The following is a 19566-nucleotide window of genomic DNA, read 5'->3' on the forward strand; positions in this document are numbered from 1 at the left end:
CGTACCCGACCCCTCACCGGATCGGCAGTGGACGTACCCGCACCTCGTCCGCGGTGGCCGTGACCAGCTGCCCCTCGGGCACCGGTCGCCACCCCGGGTCGTCGTCGTGCGGCTCGGAGGCGAGCACGACCGAACCCCGCGCCGCGCGCACCGACAACGCGTGCCCCGCCACGCTCGCCACCACCCGTCGCCCGTCGGTGAGCAGCAGGTTCAACCGGGACCCCGGTGCCGCCGCGGCCACGTCGGCCACCGTCTCGGCGACCGCCCGCGCCGGGTCGTCACCCGACCGCAGGCGATGCCGCACCAGCGCCCACAGCAGGGCCGAGTCGGTGGCGGCGTCCAGGGTCAGCAGGTCACGTACCGGCAGCGTCGCGGCGAGCGGCACCAGCGTGTCCGGCCAGCCACGCACCACGCCGTTGTGGCTGAACAGCCACCGGCCCTGCGCGAACGGCGCGGCGGCACCCTCGACCACCGCCATCCCGACGGTGGCCGAACGGACCGCGGCGAGAACCGCGCCGGAGCGGGTCACCGCCGCGAGGTCCGCGATCGTCGGATCACTCCAGATCGGCTGGGCCCGCCGGTAGCGCACCGGGTCGCCGTCACCCGGATACCAGCCCACGCCGAACCCGTCGGCGTTGATCGTGCCGCCGCCGCGCATGTCGCGCGGCGCCCAGGACTGGCGCACAAGCGAGTACGCCGGCTCGAACAGCAACTCGGCCAGGGTGACCGGTGGCCCCAGATAGGCCAGGTGACGGCACATCAGCGCCACCCGCCCGCCACACGTCGGGTCACCTGTGCGACTCGTCCGGGCGGGCGTCGCGGGCACACCGGAAACCGCTGAAGATCTGCCGGCGGATCGGATAGTCCCAGTTGCGGAAGGTGCCCCGACAGGCCGACCGGTCGGTGCCGAACGAGCCGCCGCGCAGCACCCGGTGGTCGTCGCCGAAGAAGACCTCCGAGTATTCCCGGTAGGGGAACGCAGTGAAGCCGGGATGCCCCCGGAAAGCCGTCGACGTCCACTCCCAGACGTCACCGATGAGCTGGTGCACACCCAGCGGCGAGACGCCCGCCGGGTACGCCCCCACCGGAGCCGGCCGCAGGTGGCGTTGGTCCAGGTTGGCGTGCGCCTCGGTCGGCTCGTCGTCGCCCCACGGGTAGCGGCGGGACCGCCCCGAAACCGGATCCCACCGGGCCGCCTTCTCCCACTCCGCCTCGGTCGGCAGCCGCTTGCCGGCCCACGCCGCGTACGCCTGAGCCTCGTGGAAGCACACGTGCACCACCGGCTCGTCGGCCCGGACCCGGTCCCACCGGCCGAACCGCCGGTACGACCAGCCGTCGCCGTCACGCCGCCAGTGCATCGGGGCCTCGAGGCCCTCCCGGACCCGGTGCGCCCAGCCGGCCGCGCTCCACCAGCGCGGGTCGGTGTAGCCGCCGTCGGCGATGAACGCCTCGTACTGCCCGTTGGTGACCGGGGCCGCGTCGATGACGTACGCGGGCAGGTCGACGCGGTGCGCGGGACGTTCGTTGTCCAGAGCCCACGGGTCGGTGTCGGTGCCCATGGTGAACTCACCGGCCGGGACCAGCACCTCCCCGCCGACGGAGGCGCGCGGCTCGGGAGGCGCCGGGGCGTGCAGCACCGCCGGCCCGGCGCGCAACTGGTGGGTGGCGAGCATCGTCTCGTCGTGCTGCTGCTCGTGCTGGACGATCATGCCGAAGGCGAACCCGTCGGCCACCAGGGGACGCTCGGTGAACCGCACCGTGTCGAGCAGGTCGTGCACCTTGTCCCGGACGGTGCCCAGGTAGGCGCGGGCCTCCGCGGGCGGCAGCAGGGGCAGCGCGGGCCGGTCGCGGCGGGGCTGCTTGAACGCGTCGTACAGCTCGTCGATGTCGCACCGGACCGGCTCGCGGCCACCGACGTCCCGGACCAGCCACAGCTCCTCCTGGTTGCCGACGTGCGCCAGGTCCCAGACCAGCGGAGACATGAGCGGCGAGTGCTGACGCATCAGGTCGGCGTCGTCGACCACCTCGGTCAGCAGCGCGGTGCGGGACCGGGCCCGGGCCAGCTCCACCGCGATCCGGTCGCGCAGCCGCTCCCCGTCGGTGTGTCCCGTCGTCGTCGCGGTCACCGGTCACTCCTCTCCGCGGCGGCCAACCGCCGCCGAACGCCTCGTGCGATGTCGTCGTGGATGTCGGCCGGCAGATCCAGCCGGGGCAGCCCGGTCAGGGCCAGGTCGAGCAGTGCGACAGCGGCGGCGGCCAGCGCCGCGTCGGCGAGCCCCTGCCGGGCGGCCACCGACCAGCGGTCCGCCACCGGCGCGGCGATCGAGTACGCGGCACCCACCGTGTCGGCGTCGGCGAACAACGCGGTGAGCACCGCCAGTGGAAGCTGCCAGTCCCCGCCCGGCTGGGCGTCCAGGTAGCGCAACTCGAGGTAGCCACGAGGACGCACCGGCGGAAACAGCGTGCTGACGTGGTAGTCGAGGTCGTCGGTGGTCGGCGGGTGGGGCAACGCCCCGTCGAGCCAGTCGGCGAAGGTCACGCCGGGCGGGGCGGCCCAGTCCGGGCCGCGCCGGCGCAGGCAGAGCAGTGGCGCCGCCAGCACGTACCGCACCCAGGTCTCGGCCGGGTCCTCGTGGGCGTTCGTGGCCGTCCAGACCGGGCGGGTGCGGGCCGGGTCGATGGCCAGCCACGCCGCCATCCGGGCGGAGGCCCAGCCGGTGCGCCGCCCCGCGTGCCGGGCGGCGGAGGCGAACGCCGCGAGCAGCGGCGGACCGACCGCGTGGGCCGTGGCCCACCGCGTGGCGACCTGGTCCGGCTCGCCGGCATCGAGGCAGACCTGGAGGCCGGCGGTGCTGTACATCATCGTCCGGCCGGCCGGACCACGCCTGTCGAACGCGCCCCGCATGGCGCGGTAGCGGGGAGTCTCCAGCACCGGGCGGGGGCGTCGGTACGGGTCGATGCCGCTGCGGCCGAGGATCAGACCGGCCGCGGCCAGCAGGTCGGTGACCTGGGCGATGTCGGCCTCGGTGGCCTCGATCAACGCGGCGGTCGAGGAGCGGGGCGGGGTGGAGATCTCCAGTTGGCCACCCGGCTCCAGCGTGACAGTCGCGCCGTGTCGCAGCGGCTCGGCCGGGCTGGTCGCGTCCAGGGTGACGGGGCTGTGCCGCCCGAGCGCCGCGCGCAGCCGCGTCGGAGTGACGGGGCGGGCGGGGTCGGCGGCGTCGTGCACGGTCCATTCCAGTTCGACGCCGGTGTGGGTGGGTGGGCCGGTCTTGAAACAGATCCGGGCCAGGTGCCGCACGGCGGCGGCGGACTCACGCAGAATCGCGCTGCGGTCCAGCTCGGGTGACGTCACCACGGGTCGGGCCCCCTCTCCGTGTGCCGACACCGGCACACCGTGCCACCGTAAACCCACCCTCCGACACTGTCGGGGGCCCGTCCACGGTGCCACCAACCTCTGTCTAACAGACGAATTTCCCGGCCCAGGGCGGAACGAACCGCGACGGCCGGTCCCGGGTGGGGAGGTCCGCGACGGTCAGTTCCGAGCGGGGAGGTCCGCGACGGTCAGTCGCGGGTGGGGAGGTCCGTCGCCGGTTGCGACGGCTTGACCTTCGCCGAGTCGGACGGCTTCGACTTCGGCTTCGACGGCGCCGAGGTCGGGGTCGGGGTCGGGGGCGGGGTCGGGGGCGAGGTCGGAGGCGAGGGCGAGGTCGGCGGCGGCTCGGGCACCAGCCGCTGGCAGAACGGCCCCACCTGGTCCGCGCCGCCGGCGGCGGTCACCAGCTTCTGGAAACCGGACGTCCGCAGCGCCTTGTCCCGCTGGTCCGGCTTCTTGGCCTGCCAGGCACGGCACAGCCCGTGCACCTGACCGACGGGCGTCGGCCCGGACGGGGTGGCGTCGCCGGGCGACGGCGTGCCGGGCGTGGCCCGGCTGGGCCCGGCGCCGCGGTCGCCGGACGGGCTCGCCTCGACGGCGGTACGGCTGGGCCATGGGCTGCTCGGCACCGGTGGCGACGGGTCGGGTGGTTGGTCGAGGGTGACGGCGGCGAAGGCGACGCCGGCCGTGGCGGTCGCCGCCAACGCGCCGATCCAGGCTACGGCGCCGGTGGTCAGCCGGCGGCGACGCGACCGGCGGGGCACGGCAGGCTGCGGGTTGGCCCGGGCGGTCCGGAACGCGGCGAGCGCCGCCTGCTCACCGCCCAGTTCCCCGGGTCGGGCCGGGGCCGCGGCGGCGGCGAGGAGGCGGGTCAGGGCGTCGGTCGGGTCGCCCGGGGTCGCCGGTTCGGACGTCGGCGGCGCGTCTGCGGGCACGGCGGCGCGCGCCGCGTCGAGCAGCCGTTCGGTCTCGGCGCGGTCGGCCCACCGGTCGGGCCGGTTCGGGTTCATCCGGGCTCCCCTCACGTCAGCCGTCCGCCGACTCGGCGTGGGTCCGACCTGACCGGTCGCGTGGACGCGCCGCCTGCGCGACCGTCCCGCCGCCGACGGGCGGCACGACACCGTCGGCGCCGACCGGCGGCACGACGGCGGCGCCACCGGGCGGTGGCACGACACCGACGCCACCGACCGGCGGCACGACCGCGGTGCCACCGACCGACGGCACGACACCGCCAGCGCCAACCGGCGGTACGAGGGCGGCGCCACCGGGCGGTGGCGTGGGGGTCTCGACGGTGGCGGTGCCGGCCGTGGCCGGATCCGGTCGTTCCAGCAGGGCCGCGAGGCGGCGAAGCCCTCGATGGGCGGCGGTCCGCACGGCACCGGCCCGGCGACCGAGCACCTGACCGGCCGATTCCGCGTCCAGGCCGACAACCGCCCGCAGCAGGACGGCCTCCGCCTCACGGGGTGGCAGGGTGGCGATCAACGCCAGGGCCGCCTCGGTGCCGATCGTCTCCCCGGCCCGCTCGGCGGTGTCCGCGTCGCTGGCGAGGTCGACGAGCGCCTGCACCGGTACCGGCAGCGACGGCCGACGACGCAGCTTGCGCAGGTGGTCCATCGCCCGGTTGCGGGCGATCGTGACGGTCCACGCCCGGAACTCGCCGCCGGTGAAGCTCGGCAGGTCGCGGGAGATCTGCAACCAGGTCTCCGACGCGACGTCCTCGGCGTCCCCGCCGACCAGGGCGGTCAGGTAGCGCAGCAGGCCCGGCTGGAGGCTGCGGTAGAGGAAGCGGAAGGCCTCCTCGTCCCCGGCCTGCGCCGCGGTGACCGCGTCGGTCAGTTCGGCGGTCATCGGTGGCCCACGGAGCACCTGGGGCGCGTCGGCCCGGGGCGCGCCGGGGCATCGGATGTGGCGCGACGCGTGGGCCCGACCAGCTCCCGCACCCGCACCGCCCTTCCCCGATTCCGGTCACGCCCCACGGCCGAGGTGGTCCCGGCCGGTTTCTGGGCCAGCGCAACGACGGTCGGCTCCCGACGTGTCACACGCCGTAGCCGCCGGGCGGGGCCCGAGCCGCGCTAACGCTAGGAGCGGACCCACCGGCCGACAAGTCGGCACCACGTCACGGAAGAGTGACAATTGTCTAATGGCAAGAACGGCGCGTCGCCGTAACGGTGGGCGCCCGGTGGACGCTCCCCGTGCGCGCGGTCGGGTATGAGCATTCCTCGACAAGAGATCACCCGACGTCCGTGGACAGTCGTGACCCCTCGCGGTCGGGGCGTCACGGACCGGCGTTTCCCCGCAGGTCGAGCCGGGGGAACCGTCGGGACGGTGCGTCCGACGGGACGGGCGCAGCGCGCCGTTCCGCGCCACTCTAGGTACGGTAATGCTGTGTTGTCATCGGAGGTCGTGCTCAGCGGTCGATACCGCTTGGACGAACGTGTCGCCACCGGCGGCATGGGCGATGTCTGGCGCGCCTCGGACCTGGTCCTGGGCCGGCAGGTCGCGGTCAAGGTCCTGCTGCCGGCGCTGGTCTCCGACCCCGACTTCATCGCCCGGTTCCGGGCCGAGGCGCGGATCATGGCGGCGCTGCGGCACCCGGGCATCGTGCAGGTCTACGACTGCGGCGAGGACGACCTGCCCGACGGTGGGCGGGCCGACTACCTGGTCATGGAGTTCGTCGACGGCGAGCCGCTGTCCAAGCGGATCGAGGCGGCCGGTCGGCTCGACGTGTCCGAGACGATGTCGATCGTGGCCCAGGCGGCCCAGGCGCTGAACGCGGCGCACCGCGGCGGCATCGTGCACCGCGACGTCAAGCCGAGCAACCTGCTGGTGCAGGAGGACGGCACCGTCGTCCTGGTCGACTTCGGCGTGGCCCGCTCCACGAATGTCACAAGCATCACCAGCGCCAACGCGGTGCCCGGCACGGCTCTGTACATGGCGCCCGAGCAGGCGGCCGGCCGGCCGGTCAGCGGTGCCACCGACATCTACGCCCTGGGCGCGGTCGCCTACTGCTGCCTCACCGGCGGTCCACCCTTCACCGGCGACAACCCGCTCCAGGTCGCCGTACGCCATCTGGACGACGAGCCGCCGGAGCTGCCGCACGAGATCCCGGAGGCGGTCCGCGCCCTGGTGTCGCGGGCGCTGGCGAAGGACCCCCTCGACCGCTTCAGCAGTGGCGCGGCGATGGCCGAGGCGGCCCGGACCGCGGTGACCGGTGGCGAACCGCCCACCGCGATGGCGACGTCCGTCCCGTTGCGGGACGCCGGGCCGGGCACCCGCACCGACGTACCGGTCGGCGCGGCCGTCGCCCCGGCGGGTCGTCGACGCGGCCGGCGCGGCGCGTTGGTCGGCGCGGCGGCGACAGTGCTGGTGGCGGTCACCGCGCTGGTGGCAGCCCTTGGCGCGACGAAGAACGCGGACGCCCCGGCGGTCAAGCTGCCCACCACCTCCCCGACCGTGGCACCGACCGGCCAGGTGGAGGTGCCCGCCGGGAACGAGCAGGTCACCGATGACTCGGCCCGCCCGAACCGGCCGAACGCGCCGGGCACCAGTGCGGCCGTCACGGTCAGCGCGACGCCGAGCACCCAGCCCAGCCAGACGACCACCCCACCGACACCGACGGCGACGGCGACCACCGCGACTCCGACGGGGCCCGCGACGAGTGAACCCACCACCACGGCACCGGCGCCGGACCCCACCACGAGTCCTCCTCCGCCGGCGACGGACCCCGACGGACCGACGGGCTGAGCCGGCCCTACGGCCCCACCAGCACCGATATCACCAAAACGGACTTAGGTCGCCGAATACCACTCTAGGCTCGCAGCAGGTCATTTCCACCATCTGCCGCAGGAGCCCGGGTGAGCGCTGAGAAGCTGGTCGTGATCGGCCAGGGGTACGTCGGACTGCCGCTGGCCATGCGCGCCGTCGAGGCAGGTCTGGACGTGATCGGCCTCGACGTCGACACCGACCGGGTCAAGCGGCTCGCCTCGGGTGAGTCGTTCGTCGAGGACATCCCCGCCGACCGGCTGGGTCGGGCGTTGGGCAGCGGACGCTACCGTCCCAGCTCCGACTACACCGACGCGCAGGGCTTCGACGTCTGCGTCATCACCGTGCCCACGCCTCTGCGTGACGGCACCCCCGACCTGAGCTTCGTCGAGCAGGCCGGTGTGGGCATCGGCCCGTACGTGCGGCCGGGCTGCACGGTGATCCTGGAGTCCACCACCTATCCGGGCACCACCGAGGAGCTGCTGCGTCCACTGCTGGAGTCGGCCAGCGGGCTGCACAGTCCCGGCGACTTCCACCTCGGCTACAGCCCCGAGCGGATCGACCCGGGCAACCCGACCTGGCGGCTGGAGAACACGCCGAAGGTGGTGTCCGGCGTCGACCCGACGTCGCTGGCCCGGGTGGACGGCTTCTACAGGCGTCTGGTGGAGCGCACGGTGCCGGTGGACTCCACCCAGGTCGCCGAGTTGACCAAGCTGATCGAGAACACCTTCCGGCAGGTCAACATCGCGCTGATCAACGAGCTGACGATGCTCTCGCACCCGTTGAACATCGACGTCTGGCAGGCGATCGAGGCCGCCGAGACGAAGCCGTTCGGGTTCCTGCCGTTCAAGCCCGGCCCGGGTGTCGGCGGCCACTGCCTGCCGATCGACCCCTGCTACCTGTCCTGGCAGGTCAAGCGCCGCCTCGGCCGGCAGTTCCGGTTCATCGAGCTGGCCAACGACGTCAACCACGAGATGCCCGAGCACGTCGCCCAACGGATCATGGCCGGGCTGAACCGGGCCGGTCGCGCCGTCAGCGGGGCCCGACTGCTGCTGCTCGGACTGGCGTACAAGAAGAACACCGGCGACATGCGGGACTCCCCGGCGGTCGACGTGGCCCGGCGGCTCCAGGACCTCGGCGCCGAGGTCCACGCCGTCGAGCCGTACGCCGAGCCGCACCACATTCCCGCAGGCGTCACCGTGGTCGGGTTGACCGAGCGGGAGGTACGGGCCGCCGACGCGGTGGTGGTGGTCACCGACCACGACAGCTTCGACTACGACCTGGTGGTCGAGCACGCCCGCTACGTCTTCGACACCCGCAACAGGTGCTCCGGCCCAATGGTCGAGCGCCTGTAGACCCGGCACCGCTGGCCGGTCCCGCCGCCGGGGAAGATGGCGGGGCCGGCCGGCGGATGTCCGCCAGGTAGCTGGGGCGCGGCGGGTAGGCCCGGTCCGCTGGCGCGGCAGGTCGGCCCGCTCCGCTGGGACGCGACAGATCGGCCCGGTCCGCTCGCGCGGCAGGTCGGCCCGGTCCGCTGGCACGACGCCAGCCGGATCACTGGTCGGCGAGCGCCTCGACGACCGGCCGGGACAGCGCCCGACGGGCCGGCAGCACCGAGGCGAGCAGCGCGGCCAGCACCGACACGCCGAGGATCAGCCCGAGCTGGCCGAACGGCAGCACCACGTGGAAGTCCCCGCCGAGGCGGTCCAGCAGGGCCATTGCGGCGGCGCTGACCCCGGTGCCCAGTCCGATCCCCAGCACCGCGCCGACCAGCGCCATCAGGACCGCCTCCACCGCGAGCATGGCCCGCATCCGCCCCCGGGTCATGCCGACGGCCCGCAGCACGGCGTTCTCCCGGGTGCGTTCGACCACCGACAGGCTCAGCGTGTTCGCCACACCGACCAGGGCGATCACCACGGCCAGGCCGAGCAGCGCGGTGACGAACGCCAGCAGCATGTCGACGGTGCCGGTGAGCATCTTCTTGTACGCGCCCTGGTCCATGAGGTTGACCGTCGGGTAGCCGGCCAGCACCTGGGTGATCGCGTCCCGCGCCCGGTCGGCGTCGACGCCGGGAGCGGGGTCGATCTCGGCGAGGAAGCCGTGCCGGTCGGGAAAGAGCGCGGCGAAGTCCGCGTCGGCCATGTCGATGACGTACCCGGTCGGTGTGTCGCCGGCGACCACGGCCGGCCTGTCGTCGGTCACCACGGCGGCCACCTGGAACCCGCGCCCCGCGACGGTGACCGGTGAACCGACCGTCCAGCCGTTGGCCTGCGCCAGCTCCCGGTGCACCAGCACCCGCCCGGGCCCGAGCCGGGTCGCGTCGCCGGCGAGCACGCCGGTGATCGTCCGGCGGACCAGCGCCGGGTGGGCGGCGCGGACCTCGATGTCGCCGGTGACCGCGCCGCGCTGTTCGTGCACCACACCCAACTCGGGGCGGGTGGCCAGCTCACCGGCGAGCACGGCGGGTAGGTCCTGTCCGATCCCGCTGACCACGAAGTCGGTGCCGATCTCAGCGTCCACGCTGCGCTCGATGCCGTCCTTGGTGCTTCGGGCACCCACCACGAACGCCGATACCAGTCCGATTCCGATCACCAGGGCGGTCGCCGTCGCGGCGATCCGGCGCGGGTTGCGGACCGCGTTCGCCACCGCGAGCGTGGCCGTCGTGCCGACCAGCCGCCGCAGCGGCCAGCCGAACGCCCGGACCAGCGCCGGGACGAGCACCGGTCCGAACAGGACGATCCCGAAGAAGGCCAGCACCCCGCCGCCGGCGACCAGCACCAGTTGGCCCGCGCTCGCGGCGCCGGCCAGCGCGGCGACACCGGCGCCCAGCACGACCGCGCCGAGGGCCAGCCGGAGCCGGCCCGCACCCCGGCCGGGCTGCACGGCGGCGTCGGTCAACGCGGCGACCGGCGCGACCCTGGTTCCCCGCCACGCCGGGAGCAGCGCCGCGCCCACGGTGAGGACGGTGCCCAGCAGCAGTCCGGTCAGCACGGTCGACCCGCTCACCCGCAGCCCACCGGAGACCGGCACGTCCAGGCGGATCAGCAGCAGCCTTATTCCCCCGGCGAGGGCCACCCCGACCAGCACCCCGACCGCTGAGGCGACCATCCCGAGCACCGCCGACTCCAGCACCGCCGACCGGAAGACCTGCCCCCGGGTGGCGCCGACCAGACGCAGCAGGGCGGTACGTCGGGTGCGCTGGGCCAGCACGATGGCGAAGGTGTTGGCGATGACGAACCCGGCCACCACCACGGCGACCGCCACGAAGATCATTAGCAGCATGGTGAACTGGTTCAGGTCACGGACCGCCTCGTCCACGGCGTCGTCGAGGATCTGCCGGCGGTCCCGCACGGTGGTGTCGGCGCCGGCCACCGCACGGATCCGCCCGGTGAGGTCGTCCCCCCGCACGCCCGGCCGCGCCGCCACCATGATCCGGTCGTAGCCGGCCGCACCGGTCACGGCGAGGGCGTCCCGCCCGACCAGGCCGATGAACGGCCCTCCGATGTCGCGTGCCGTGCCGGCCACGTCGACGGTGCCGACCAGGGTGTACGGGCGGGCCACGCCGCCGGCGCCGCCGACCCGCACCGGGCCGTCGAGGGCGAAGCCCTCCCCGGCCACCGTGGCGGCGTCCAGCACCACCTCGCCGGAACGGTCCGGCAACCGCCCGGCGACCACGTCGTACGACCGCAGGGCGGCCTCGGTCGGGATGGCGGCGAGCACGGCGTAGCCGAGCACCGGCCGGCCGTCCGCGCCCACCACACCGGCGGTGCCGGTCAGCTCTCCCGCGGCGGCGGCCACCCCGTCGACCGCCCGGACCCGGTCCACCAGGGCGGTGGGCAGCGGCCGCTTCCCGGCGTACACGGCCGCGTCGGTGTGCCGGTCGAACGTGCCGGCCCGCTCGTACGCGCCCGTCCGCATCCCGTCGACGAGGATCAGGGTGCCGGCGATGAACGCGACACCGAGGACGACGGCCAGCGCGGAGAGCAGCATGCGCAGCGCCTCGGCACGCAGCGAGCGCAGAGTCAGGCGGATCATGCGGGGCTCCCGGGTGGCGGTGCGGATCGGACCCCTCCGACGCTATGGCCGGCACCGGTCAGTCGATCTCCACCTGCGCGCTCGACCTGTGTGCGCCCCGCGTCGCGGTGCGCGCCCCGGCCGGTACGACCCAGGTCGTACGCGGGGTCATCCGCCGGGGGTGACCAGTCCGCTCTCGTACGCCAGGACCACCGCCTGGACCCGGTCGCGCAGCTGGAGTTTGGCCAGGATCCGCCCGACGTGGGTCTTCACGGTCGCCTCGGCCACGTGCACCCGGGCGGCGATCTCCGCGTTGGACAGCCCCTGGGCGACAAGCAGCAGCACCTCCCGTTCCCGTTCGGTGAGCTGCGCCAGTCGGGGGTCGGCGCTCGGGGCGGCGCCGAGCTGCCCGGCGAACCGGTCCAGCAGACGCCTGGTGATCGACGGGGCCACCACCGAGTCGCCCTGGGCCACCACCCGGATCGCGGCCAGCAGCTCCTCCGGCGGAACGTTCTTGAGCAGGAAGCCACTCGCCCCGGCCTGCAACGCCGCGAACGCGTCCGCCTCGGTGTCGAAGGTGGTCAGCACCAGCACCCGAGGGCCACCGTCGGGCCGCTCGGCGCAGAGCCGCCGGGTCGCCTCCACTCCATCCATGGTGGGCATCCGGATGTCCATCACGACGACGTCGGCCTCGGTGCGGGCGAGCACCCGCAGGGCGTCGGCGCCGTCGATGGCCTCCCCGACGACCTCCAGGTCGGGCTGGGAGTCCAGCACCATCCGGAACCCGGCGCGGACCAGCGCCTGGTCGTCCACGATCACCACCCGGACCGTCATGCCGCGATCACCTCCGTTGCCGGCTCTGACGGTAGCGGCAACCGCACCTCGACCTGCCAGCCCCCGCCCGACCGGGGGCCGGCGGTGAGGCTGCCGTCGTACACCGTCACCCGCTCCCGCATGCCGAGCAGGCCGTGACCGCCGGACGGCGCCGGGCTGACCAGCGGGCGGCCGCGACCGTCGTCGACCACCCGGACCACGACGGCCTCGACGGTGTACGACAGGACGACCTCGACGCCGGCGCCGACGCCGGCGTGCTTGAGCGCGTTGGTCAGCGCCTCCTGCACCACCCGGTAGACGGTCAGCTCCAGGCCCGGCGGCAGAGCCGGCGGTGTACCGGTGACGGTGCTGCGGACATGCAGGCCGGCGTCGTCGAATCGGGCCAGCAGGTCGGGCAGTTCGGCCAGGGCGAGGCGTCGGTGCTCGGGGTCGGCCGCGACCGCCGGCTCGTCGGCCCCGGCCGGGCCGGCGTCGCGCAGGACGCCGACCAGCCGGCGCATCTCCTCGAGTGCCTGCCGGCCGGTGTCCGCGACCACCTTCACGGCGGTCCGCGCCTGGGCGGGGTCGCGGTCGAGCATGAACCGGGCGCCGTCGGCCTGGACGATCATCACGGCCATGCTGTGGGCGACCACGTCGTGCAGCTCACGAGCGATCCGGGTGCGCTCCTCGGCGACCGCCGCCCGGGACTCGGCCTCCCGCTCGCGTTCCAGGGTGGTGGCCCGTTCCTCCAGGCTGAGCACGTAGAGCCGGCGTGTCCGCACGTTCAGCGCCACCAACCACACCGCGCCGGTGACCAGCGCGTACCACAGCGCGGTCGCCCACCACTGGATGACGTTCGGGGTCTGCGCGGCGGCCAGCAGCACGCCGACGGCCGCGACCGCGCCGGCCAGGACGCCGTCGCGCAGCCGCCTGCCGTACTTCACCACGCTGTAGAGCGCGATCAGGACGGCCACGTCGTAGACGAGCGGGCCCCACCGGGCGATCACCTGGGTCAGGGCGAGGAGCGCGACCGCCACCACCACCGCGCTGGGGTGGGTACGCCGGAACAGCAGCGCCACCGCCATGCCCAGGCCGACAGCCGTCGCCGCCCAACCGCCCGGCGGGCTCACCGCCGCGGCCAGGGAGACGAGCACCACCAGGGCGGCGACTGCCACGTCGAAGGCGACGCCGCGCAGCGGGCGGCCGAACAGGGTGCGTCTCACGGTCACCCAGCGTACGTGCCGGAGCGCTGGGCCCTCGCGCTTGCGGCCGGCTCAGCGGCCGAGGATCTCGCGCATCCTGTCGATCTCGACGGTCTGCTCGGTGGCGAGGGAGTTGGCGAACTCGTTGAGCGTCAGGTCGGAGCCGACGGTGAGCAGGTCGGTGGCCAGCTCGATGGCGCCCCGGTGGTGCTCGGTCATCATCCGGACGAAGAGCTGGTCGAAGTCCGCGCCCCGGACCGCGGCGAGCTGCCGCATCGCCTCGGGTGACTGCATGCCGCGCATGGTGCCGTGGTCGTGCCCCGGCACCTCCGCCGGGAGGCCACGGGTCTGCAGCCAGCCGCGCATCATGCCGATCTCCGGCCCCTGGCTGGCCCGGATGCGGTCGGCGATGGCCCGGACGTCGGGGTCGGCGGCCCGCTCGGGGGCGAGTTCCGCCATCGCCAGGGCCTGCGCGTGGTGCGGGATCATCATCCGGACGAACCAGACGTCAAGCGAGTTGTGCGGTGCGGGGCCGACGTCGCGGACCTCGTGCGCCGGGCGGGTGGCCGCCGTCTCGCCCGGCCGGCCGGGAGCGATGACGGTCAGGTCGGTCGGGACCGGGCTGGCCGCCGTCGGCGCGGCGGAGGCGGCGGGCGCGGAGACCGGCTGCGGCGAGCGGGCGCCGGTGTCGCCGTCGAGGCGGATCACCATGAACGCCACGAGCAGCAACGTGACCGCCAGTGTGACGACTGCCAGGGTGCGTGCGCGCCGGTTGGTCATGGGCCACTCCCTGCAGTCGAGGTCACCGCGATGTTATCCATTGAAGAACCCACTTTGATGTGACCCAGCTCACATCGACGTTCTTCGTCGGACGGTACCGTGTCAACCATCGCCTCCCCCTTGCGAAGGGCCCCGCCGATGCTCAGACTCCACAAGCCACGGTTACGACAACTGCGTGTCGTGGCGCTCGCCACGACCGGCCTCCTCGTCGCCAGCGCCCTCGCCTCCCCGGCGAGCAACGCCCAGACGGTGCCGCAGGCGGCGCCAGCCCCCGCGCTGACCAACACGATCCCCGGCGTCGACGAGATCGTGAGCAGCCCCAACCTGCGTCAGATCGCCAACGTGCCCAAGGTCGCCCCGCTGGACGCCACGAACAGCGACATCGCCTTCCAGGGCAGGTACGCGTACGCCGGCAACTACAACGGCTTCGTCATCTACGACATCTCGCGGCCCAGCGCGCCGACGGTCAAGGCCCGGGTGCTCTGCCCGGGGTCGCAGAACGACATCTCCGTCCACGGTGACCTGCTCTTCCTCTCCACCGACTCGTCCCGCAGCGACGACTCCTGCAACAGCACCACGCAGGGGGCGAACGTGAAGGAGTCGTGGGAGGGCATCAAGATCTTCGACATCAAGGACAAGGCCAACCCGCGCTACATCAAGTCCGTCGAGACCGCCTGCGGCTCACACACCCACACCCTGGTGCCGGGCAAGGACCGCAAGGCCGTCTACCTGTACGTCTCCTCGTACAGCCCGCGGGCCGAGTTCCCGGACTGCCAGCCGCCGCACGACTCCATCTCCATCGTCAAGGTGCCGGTGAAGAAGCCGACCGACGCGGCAGTGGTCGCGACGCCGAACCTCTTCCCGGACGGCGGGTTCCCCGGCAGCCAGACCGGCTCGGCGACGACCGGTTGCCACGACATCACGGCCTACCCGTCGAAGGATCTGGCCGCCGGTGCCTGCATGGGTGACGGCATCCTGCTCGACATCAAGAACCGCGAGGCGCCCCGCGTCATCAACCGCGTCCGGGACGAGGTCAACTTCGCGTTCTGGCACTCGGCCACCTTCAACAACTCCGGCACCAAGGTGATCTTCACCGACGAGCTGGGTGGTGGCAGCGCGGCGACCTGCAACGAGGCCGTGGGCCCGAACCGGGGCGCGGACGCCATCTACGACATCGCCGGCCGCGGCGACGCCCGCACGATGACCTTCCGCAGCTACTACAAGATCCCCCGGGCGAACGCCGACACCGAGAACTGCGTGGCGCACAACGGCTCGCTGATCCCGGTGCTCGGCAGGGACATCATGGTCCAATCGTGGTACCAGGGTGGCATCTCGGTGTTCGACTTCACCGACTCGGCCAACCCGAAGGAGATCGCCTTCTGGGAGCGCGGCCCGCTCTCGGCCGACACGTTCGTCGGCGGCGGCACCTGGTCCGCGTACTACTACAACGGCCACATCTACTCCAACGACATGGCGAAGGGACTCGACGTCCTGGAGCTGAACGACTGGCGTACCTGGTCGGCCAAGCTGACCCGCTACCAGGAGCTCAACGTGCAGACCCAGCCCAGCTACCTGGGCTGGTAGGCACCGCGCAGCGCACCGGGCCCGACCCCCGATCTCCGGGGTCGGGCCCGGCCCCTGTCCGGCGGCGGATCGGCACGGTGGGGCCGGTCACCAGCGCGAGGGGTTGCCGGGCGGCTGGTCGGACGCTGTGCCAACGTGAGCAGATGTGACAGTTGCCGCCCCGCCCGAACCGTCCACGCGCTGGCGGCCCCACCCGCTGGACCTGGTGGCGGCCGTGCTCGCCGTGGTCGGCGGGGCCTGCGCGCTGAGCGGGCTGCTCCCCCGGGCGGAGACAACCGCCACCCTGCACCGGATCCTGCCGCTGCTGCTCTTCCTCGGCACCGTGATCGTCCTCGCCGAGCTGACCGCCGTGGCCGGTGTCTTCGACGTGCTGGCCAGCCGACTGGCCATCGCCGCCCGGGGCCGTTGGGCGGCGCTGTTCCTGCTCTGCGGCGGCCTCGCCACGCTGACCACCCTCGTGCTCAACCTCGACACCACAGCCGTCCTGCTCACCCCGGTGCTGCTCGCGCTGGCCCGGAACCTGCGGATACCGGCCGCCCCGCTCGCCGTCACCACGGTCTGGCTGGCGAACACCGCGAGCCTGCTGCTACCGGTCTCCAACCTGACCAACCTGCTCGCCGCCGACCGCGTCGGGCTGGTGCCCCTGGCGTACGCGGCCAGGATGGCGTTGCCGCAGCTCGCCGCCGTGGCGGTCACCATGGCCCTGCTCTGGTTCGGGTGGTGGCGGCGGGAGCGGCCCACCGGTGGGCGTTTCGTCCCGCCGACCCGGCACGTACCTGCCGACCCGGTCCTGCACCGTACCGCGCTCGCCGGTTGCCTGATCTTCGTCGCCGGCATCCTCGCCGGCGTGGAGATCGGCCTCGCCTCCACCGTCGCGGTCGCGCTGGTGCTCGTCGGATTCGTCGTCCGCTCCCCCGCCACCCTGCGCCCGGGGCTCGTCCCGGTACGTCTGCTGTTCTTTGTCACCGGCCTGTTCCTGGTGGTGCAGACCCTCGGCCGGCACGGGTTGGACGACCTGGTCGGCACCCTCCTCGGCGGCGACGGCGGCGTGCTCGGCGCCCTGCGCGCGGGTGGCACCGGAGCGCTGCTCGCCAACGCGGTGAACAACCTGCCCGCCTACCTGGCCGGCGAGTCGGTGCTGCCGACCGGTGACCACACCCGCCTGCTGGCCCTGCTGATCGGCACCAACGTGGGCCCGCTGGCCGCCCCCTGGGCGTCGCTTGCCACCCTGCTGTGGTTCGAGCGGTGCCGGGCCGCCGGGGTGCGCGTGCCGGTGACCCGGTTCGTGCTGACCAGCACCCTGCTCGCGGTCACCGCGACCCTCGCCGCGGTGGGCGCGCTGCTGGTGGTGACCTGATGCCTGCCGGGACGGGCGTCAGTGGCGGGCCGGGCGCGGGCCGACCAGCCGCCGGACCATCGGAGCCGCGTTCCACCTGGCCGCGCCGACCAGGTCGCGGGCGTGCTCCAGGACCGTGTAGTCGGGCCGGCTCAACCCGTCGGCGATGGCCCGGTCCAGGTCGTTGCCGCACCGGCTGAGCACCGTGTCGAAGTCCCGCCGGACCGGTTCCAGCAGGTCGTAGCCGAAGGCGCGGTGCAGCCTCGCGAAGAGCGGCTTGTACAGCCGGACCCGCTCGTGCAGCCCCGACGAGTACGACATGGGGTGTTTCGGCCGCCGCAGGATGTAGTCGGGAAGCACGTCGGCGAACGCCCGCCGGACGATCCACTTCTCCTGACCGTGGCGCAGCTTGAGGCTCAGCGGCAGCCGCATCGCCAACTCCACGACGCTGAGGTCGAGGAACGGCACCCGCGCCTCCACCCCGTGCCCCATCGCGGCCCGGTCGACCCGCTGCAACTCGGTGCGGCACAGGTTGCGGATCCGGTGCAGGAACAGTCGGCGGGCGGCGGCCGGCCCGACCCGGTGGTACATCGGGTACCCGCCGAACAGCTCGTCGGAGCCGTCGCCGGTGAGCACCACCTTGATGCCCAGCTGCCCCAACCGCCGGAAGATCGGCACCGAGACCACCGCGTTGATGATGTCGCCGTACTCGGTCAGCTCCGAGACGCGGATCGCCTCGCGTACGTCGGCGAGCCGGATGTCGCGCGGACGCAACTCGACCACCACGTGCGGCACGTCGAGGTCGGCGGCGAGCCGCCGCGCGTACGCCACGTCGGGGCTGTCCGGCACACCGACGGTCACCGCCACGCAGTCCGGGTGCAGGTCCCGGACCTGGCGCAGGGTCACCGAGCTGTCCAGCCCACCGGAGAGGACCACACCGACGGTCAGGTCGGTGTCCACCCGCATCCGGATGGCGTCGCTCAGCGCGGCACGGACGAGCAGGGCGGCCTCGTCCGGGTCGTCGATGACCGGCAGGCCCTCGCCGATGGTGAGCAGGTCGACGTACGGCCGCAACCGCACGTGCCCGTCGGTCTCCGCCCAGCCGTGGTGTCCGGGCGGGACCTCGCTGATCGGGGCGCGGTGCCCGACGAGCGCCTTGACCTCGGAGGCGAGGTGCAGGCAGCCCGGCCGGCGGGACCAGTACAGCGGCTTCACCCCGAGCGGGTCGCGGGCCAGGTACGCCCGGCCGGTGGCGCGTTCGACGACGGCGAAGGCGTACTCGCCGCGCAGCCGCGTGACCGCCGATTCCCCCCACTGCTGGAAGGCGGCGAGCAGCACCTCGGTGTCGCTCTCGGTGCGGAACACCTGCCCGAGCCGGGTGAGCTGCGTCCGCAGTTCCCGGTGGTTGAAGATCTCGCCGTTGAAGCAGAGCAGCCAGCGCTCGTCGGTGGACGTCCACGGCTGCACCGCCCGGTCCCGGTCGACGACCCGCAGCCGGCGGGTTCCGGCGAGCAGACCGCTCTCGGCCCAGGTCTCGGTGACCTCACCTCGGGGCGCCAGGACGGCGAGCATCCGCCGGAACGTCGTCGGGTCGGCTTCGGGGCCGAGGCTCAACGCGATGCCGCACATGGGCTCAGACCCCCATCTCGGCCTCGTACGCCCGGCGTAGCCGACGCCGGGCGGTGGGCGCGAGACACAGGTGCCAGGCCTGTCCCTCGTCGATCACGTTGATCTCACCGGACTCCTGCCGGGCCAGCAGCAGCCGCGCCAGGGTGTCCCGCGCGCCGAACCGCTCGAACCAGGCCAGCTCGACGTCGACCGAGTAGCCGAGGCAGTGACCGCTGGGCAGCATCGCGGCGTAGCCCAGGCGACGCAGCCGGTACTGGTGCTCGGCGCTGCGGACCAGGCTGGTCACCCACAGCGGTGGGGTGGCCGGCGGCGCGGCGGCGGCGAACTCCCGTCCGAGGTCGTTGAGCAGAGCCACCACCTCGCGTCGGGCGCGGCGGAACAGCAGGCCAGCGGTGCGCGGGGTGGCGTCGGGTCGCATCCGGCGTCGCAGGCCCCGTACGGCGCGACCGAGCGCAGTGGCGGGCTGCTCCTGGTAGCGGAAGCGCAGCAGGTCCCGGCGGCGCAGCCACTCCAGGTCGACAAGCTCTGCGCTGCCGTTGACCTGGTCGTCGGTGACGAAGGTCGGCGCGTCCTGCCACCAGAACACGTCGATGCGCGAGAGCAGGTAGATCCGGACCAGCGCGGTGAGGTCCCGCGCGGAGGTCCGCTCGTTCGGCTGGTACCGGGCCATCTCCAGCAGCAGTGTCTCGCGCGCGCCGATCACCCCCTGCGGGGTGGCGTCGAGGACTGCGGCGAGCGCCGGCTCGCGCAGCCGCTCGTCGATGAGCACCTGCCGGGCGCGGGTGCTCGCCGCGTCGGCCAGGGCGCCCACCTCCACCAGCAGTTCGGCGACGGCGGCCCGGTAGGCGGCCAGGTCGGGCGCGGCGGTGGGAAGTCGTCGCGGCGCGGTGCCGGGGGGCCGTCGGCGGGCCGGGGCGGTGGGCGACACGGGCGAACCGGGCTGCTGTCCCGGGCTACGGCTGGGCACTCGCATGACGGTCCCTCTCTCCGGTCACGGCGCTGGGTGGTTCGCCCTATAACGCACCGTAATCATCCGGACCGGAGCGGACCGAGTAATCCTCCTATCTACC

The 19566-nt window shown here is 73.6% G+C and carries 14 protein-coding genes and 1 pseudogene; 4 read left to right on the forward strand and 11 right to left on the reverse strand.

Annotated features, from left to right (window positions below; all coding sequences use genetic code 11):
* Positions 1-13 precede the first annotated feature (13 nt).
* The 5 genes and pseudogenes from egtC to ABZS77_RS24340 form a co-directional block, all read right to left on the reverse strand.
* Positions 14-760 carry an ergothioneine biosynthesis protein EgtC gene (egtC, locus tag ABZS77_RS24320; RefSeq protein WP_354827000.1) on the reverse strand — a complete coding sequence of 249 codons (747 nt, stop codon included), beginning with the start codon at positions 758-760 and terminating at the stop codon, positions 14-16.
* 28 nt (positions 761-788) lie between these two features.
* A complete protein-coding gene (gene egtB, locus ABZS77_RS24325) occupies positions 789-2126 on the reverse strand; it encodes an ergothioneine biosynthesis protein EgtB (RefSeq protein WP_354827002.1) in 1338 nt (445 codons plus the stop codon).
* Entirely contained in the window at positions 2123-3358 is a 1236-nt protein-coding gene (egtA, locus tag ABZS77_RS24330; RefSeq protein WP_354827127.1) for an ergothioneine biosynthesis glutamate--cysteine ligase EgtA, read from the reverse strand. Before egtA ends, egtB begins: the two co-directional genes overlap by 4 nt.
* 206 nt (positions 3359-3564) lie before the next feature.
* Positions 3565-4386: a hypothetical protein gene (locus tag ABZS77_RS24335; protein WP_354827004.1), complete on the reverse strand. Its 822-nt coding sequence runs from the start codon at positions 4384-4386 to the stop codon at positions 3565-3567.
* A gap of 310 nt (positions 4387-4696) precedes the next feature.
* Positions 4697-5224, reverse strand: a pseudogene (locus ABZS77_RS24340) (RNA polymerase sigma factor); the annotation flags it as partial.
* Between the two features lie 537 nt (positions 5225-5761).
* On the opposite strand from ABZS77_RS24340, the gene ABZS77_RS24345 reads away from it, so the two are divergent.
* Both ABZS77_RS24345 and ABZS77_RS24350 read left to right on the forward strand, forming a co-directional pair.
* On the forward strand, positions 5762-7120 hold the full coding sequence (locus ABZS77_RS24345) for a serine/threonine-protein kinase (protein ID WP_354827006.1): 1359 nt from the start codon (positions 5762-5764) through the stop codon (positions 7118-7120).
* 110 nt (positions 7121-7230) lie between these two features.
* Positions 7231-8493 (forward strand): nucleotide sugar dehydrogenase, encoded by a 1263-nt coding sequence (locus ABZS77_RS24350; protein WP_354827009.1) that lies wholly within the window; start codon positions 7231-7233, stop codon positions 8491-8493.
* Positions 8494-8692: 199 nt separating this feature from the next.
* Here ABZS77_RS24350 and ABZS77_RS24355 read toward each other — a convergent pair whose 3' ends face one another.
* From ABZS77_RS24355 to ABZS77_RS24370, 4 genes are all read right to left on the reverse strand, one after another.
* Positions 8693-11173 carry an FtsX-like permease family protein gene (locus tag ABZS77_RS24355; RefSeq protein ID WP_354827012.1) on the reverse strand — a complete coding sequence of 827 codons (2481 nt, stop codon included), beginning with the start codon at positions 11171-11173 and terminating at the stop codon, positions 8693-8695.
* A gap of 147 nt (positions 11174-11320) precedes the next feature.
* Complete coding sequence (locus ABZS77_RS24360; protein WP_354827015.1) at positions 11321-11986, reverse strand: response regulator transcription factor; 666 nt, start codon at positions 11984-11986, stop codon at positions 11321-11323.
* On the reverse strand, positions 11983-13194 hold the full coding sequence (locus ABZS77_RS24365; RefSeq protein ID WP_354827017.1) for a histidine kinase: 1212 nt from the start codon (positions 13192-13194) through the stop codon (positions 11983-11985). The genes ABZS77_RS24360 and ABZS77_RS24365 overlap by 4 nt, the downstream gene beginning before the upstream one ends.
* Positions 13195-13239: 45 nt before the next feature.
* Positions 13240-13947 carry a DUF305 domain-containing protein gene (locus tag ABZS77_RS24370; protein ID WP_354827020.1) on the reverse strand — a complete coding sequence of 236 codons (708 nt, stop codon included), beginning with the start codon at positions 13945-13947 and terminating at the stop codon, positions 13240-13242.
* A 138-nt stretch (positions 13948-14085) separates the two neighbouring features.
* Here ABZS77_RS24370 and ABZS77_RS24375 point away from each other — a divergent pair, with 138 nt between their 5' ends.
* Both ABZS77_RS24375 and ABZS77_RS24380 read left to right on the forward strand, forming a co-directional pair.
* Positions 14086-15531, forward strand: coding sequence for a hypothetical protein (locus ABZS77_RS24375; RefSeq protein ID WP_354827023.1), 1446 nt, complete (start codon positions 14086-14088; stop codon positions 15529-15531).
* Between the two features lie 145 nt (positions 15532-15676).
* On the forward strand, positions 15677-16888 hold the full coding sequence (locus tag ABZS77_RS24380; RefSeq protein WP_354827025.1) for an SLC13 family permease: 1212 nt from the start codon (positions 15677-15679) through the stop codon (positions 16886-16888).
* Positions 16889-16906: 18 nt separating this feature from the next.
* On the opposite strand, the gene ABZS77_RS24385 is transcribed toward ABZS77_RS24380, so the two are convergent.
* Together ABZS77_RS24385 and ABZS77_RS24390 are read right to left on the reverse strand one after the other, a co-directional pair.
* Positions 16907-18496, reverse strand: a complete 1590-nt coding sequence (locus ABZS77_RS24385; protein WP_354827028.1) for an asparagine synthase-related protein — start codon at positions 18494-18496, stop codon at positions 16907-16909.
* 4 nt (positions 18497-18500) lie between these two features.
* On the reverse strand, positions 18501-19469 hold the full coding sequence (locus ABZS77_RS24390) for a DUF5715 family protein (protein WP_354827031.1): 969 nt from the start codon (positions 19467-19469) through the stop codon (positions 18501-18503).
* Between the last annotated feature and the right edge of the window lie 97 nt (positions 19470-19566).

This window comes from Micromonospora sp. NPDC005298, from assembly GCF_040607375.1.
In the GTDB taxonomy this organism is placed as follows: Bacteria; Actinomycetota; Actinomycetes; order Mycobacteriales; family Micromonosporaceae; genus Micromonospora.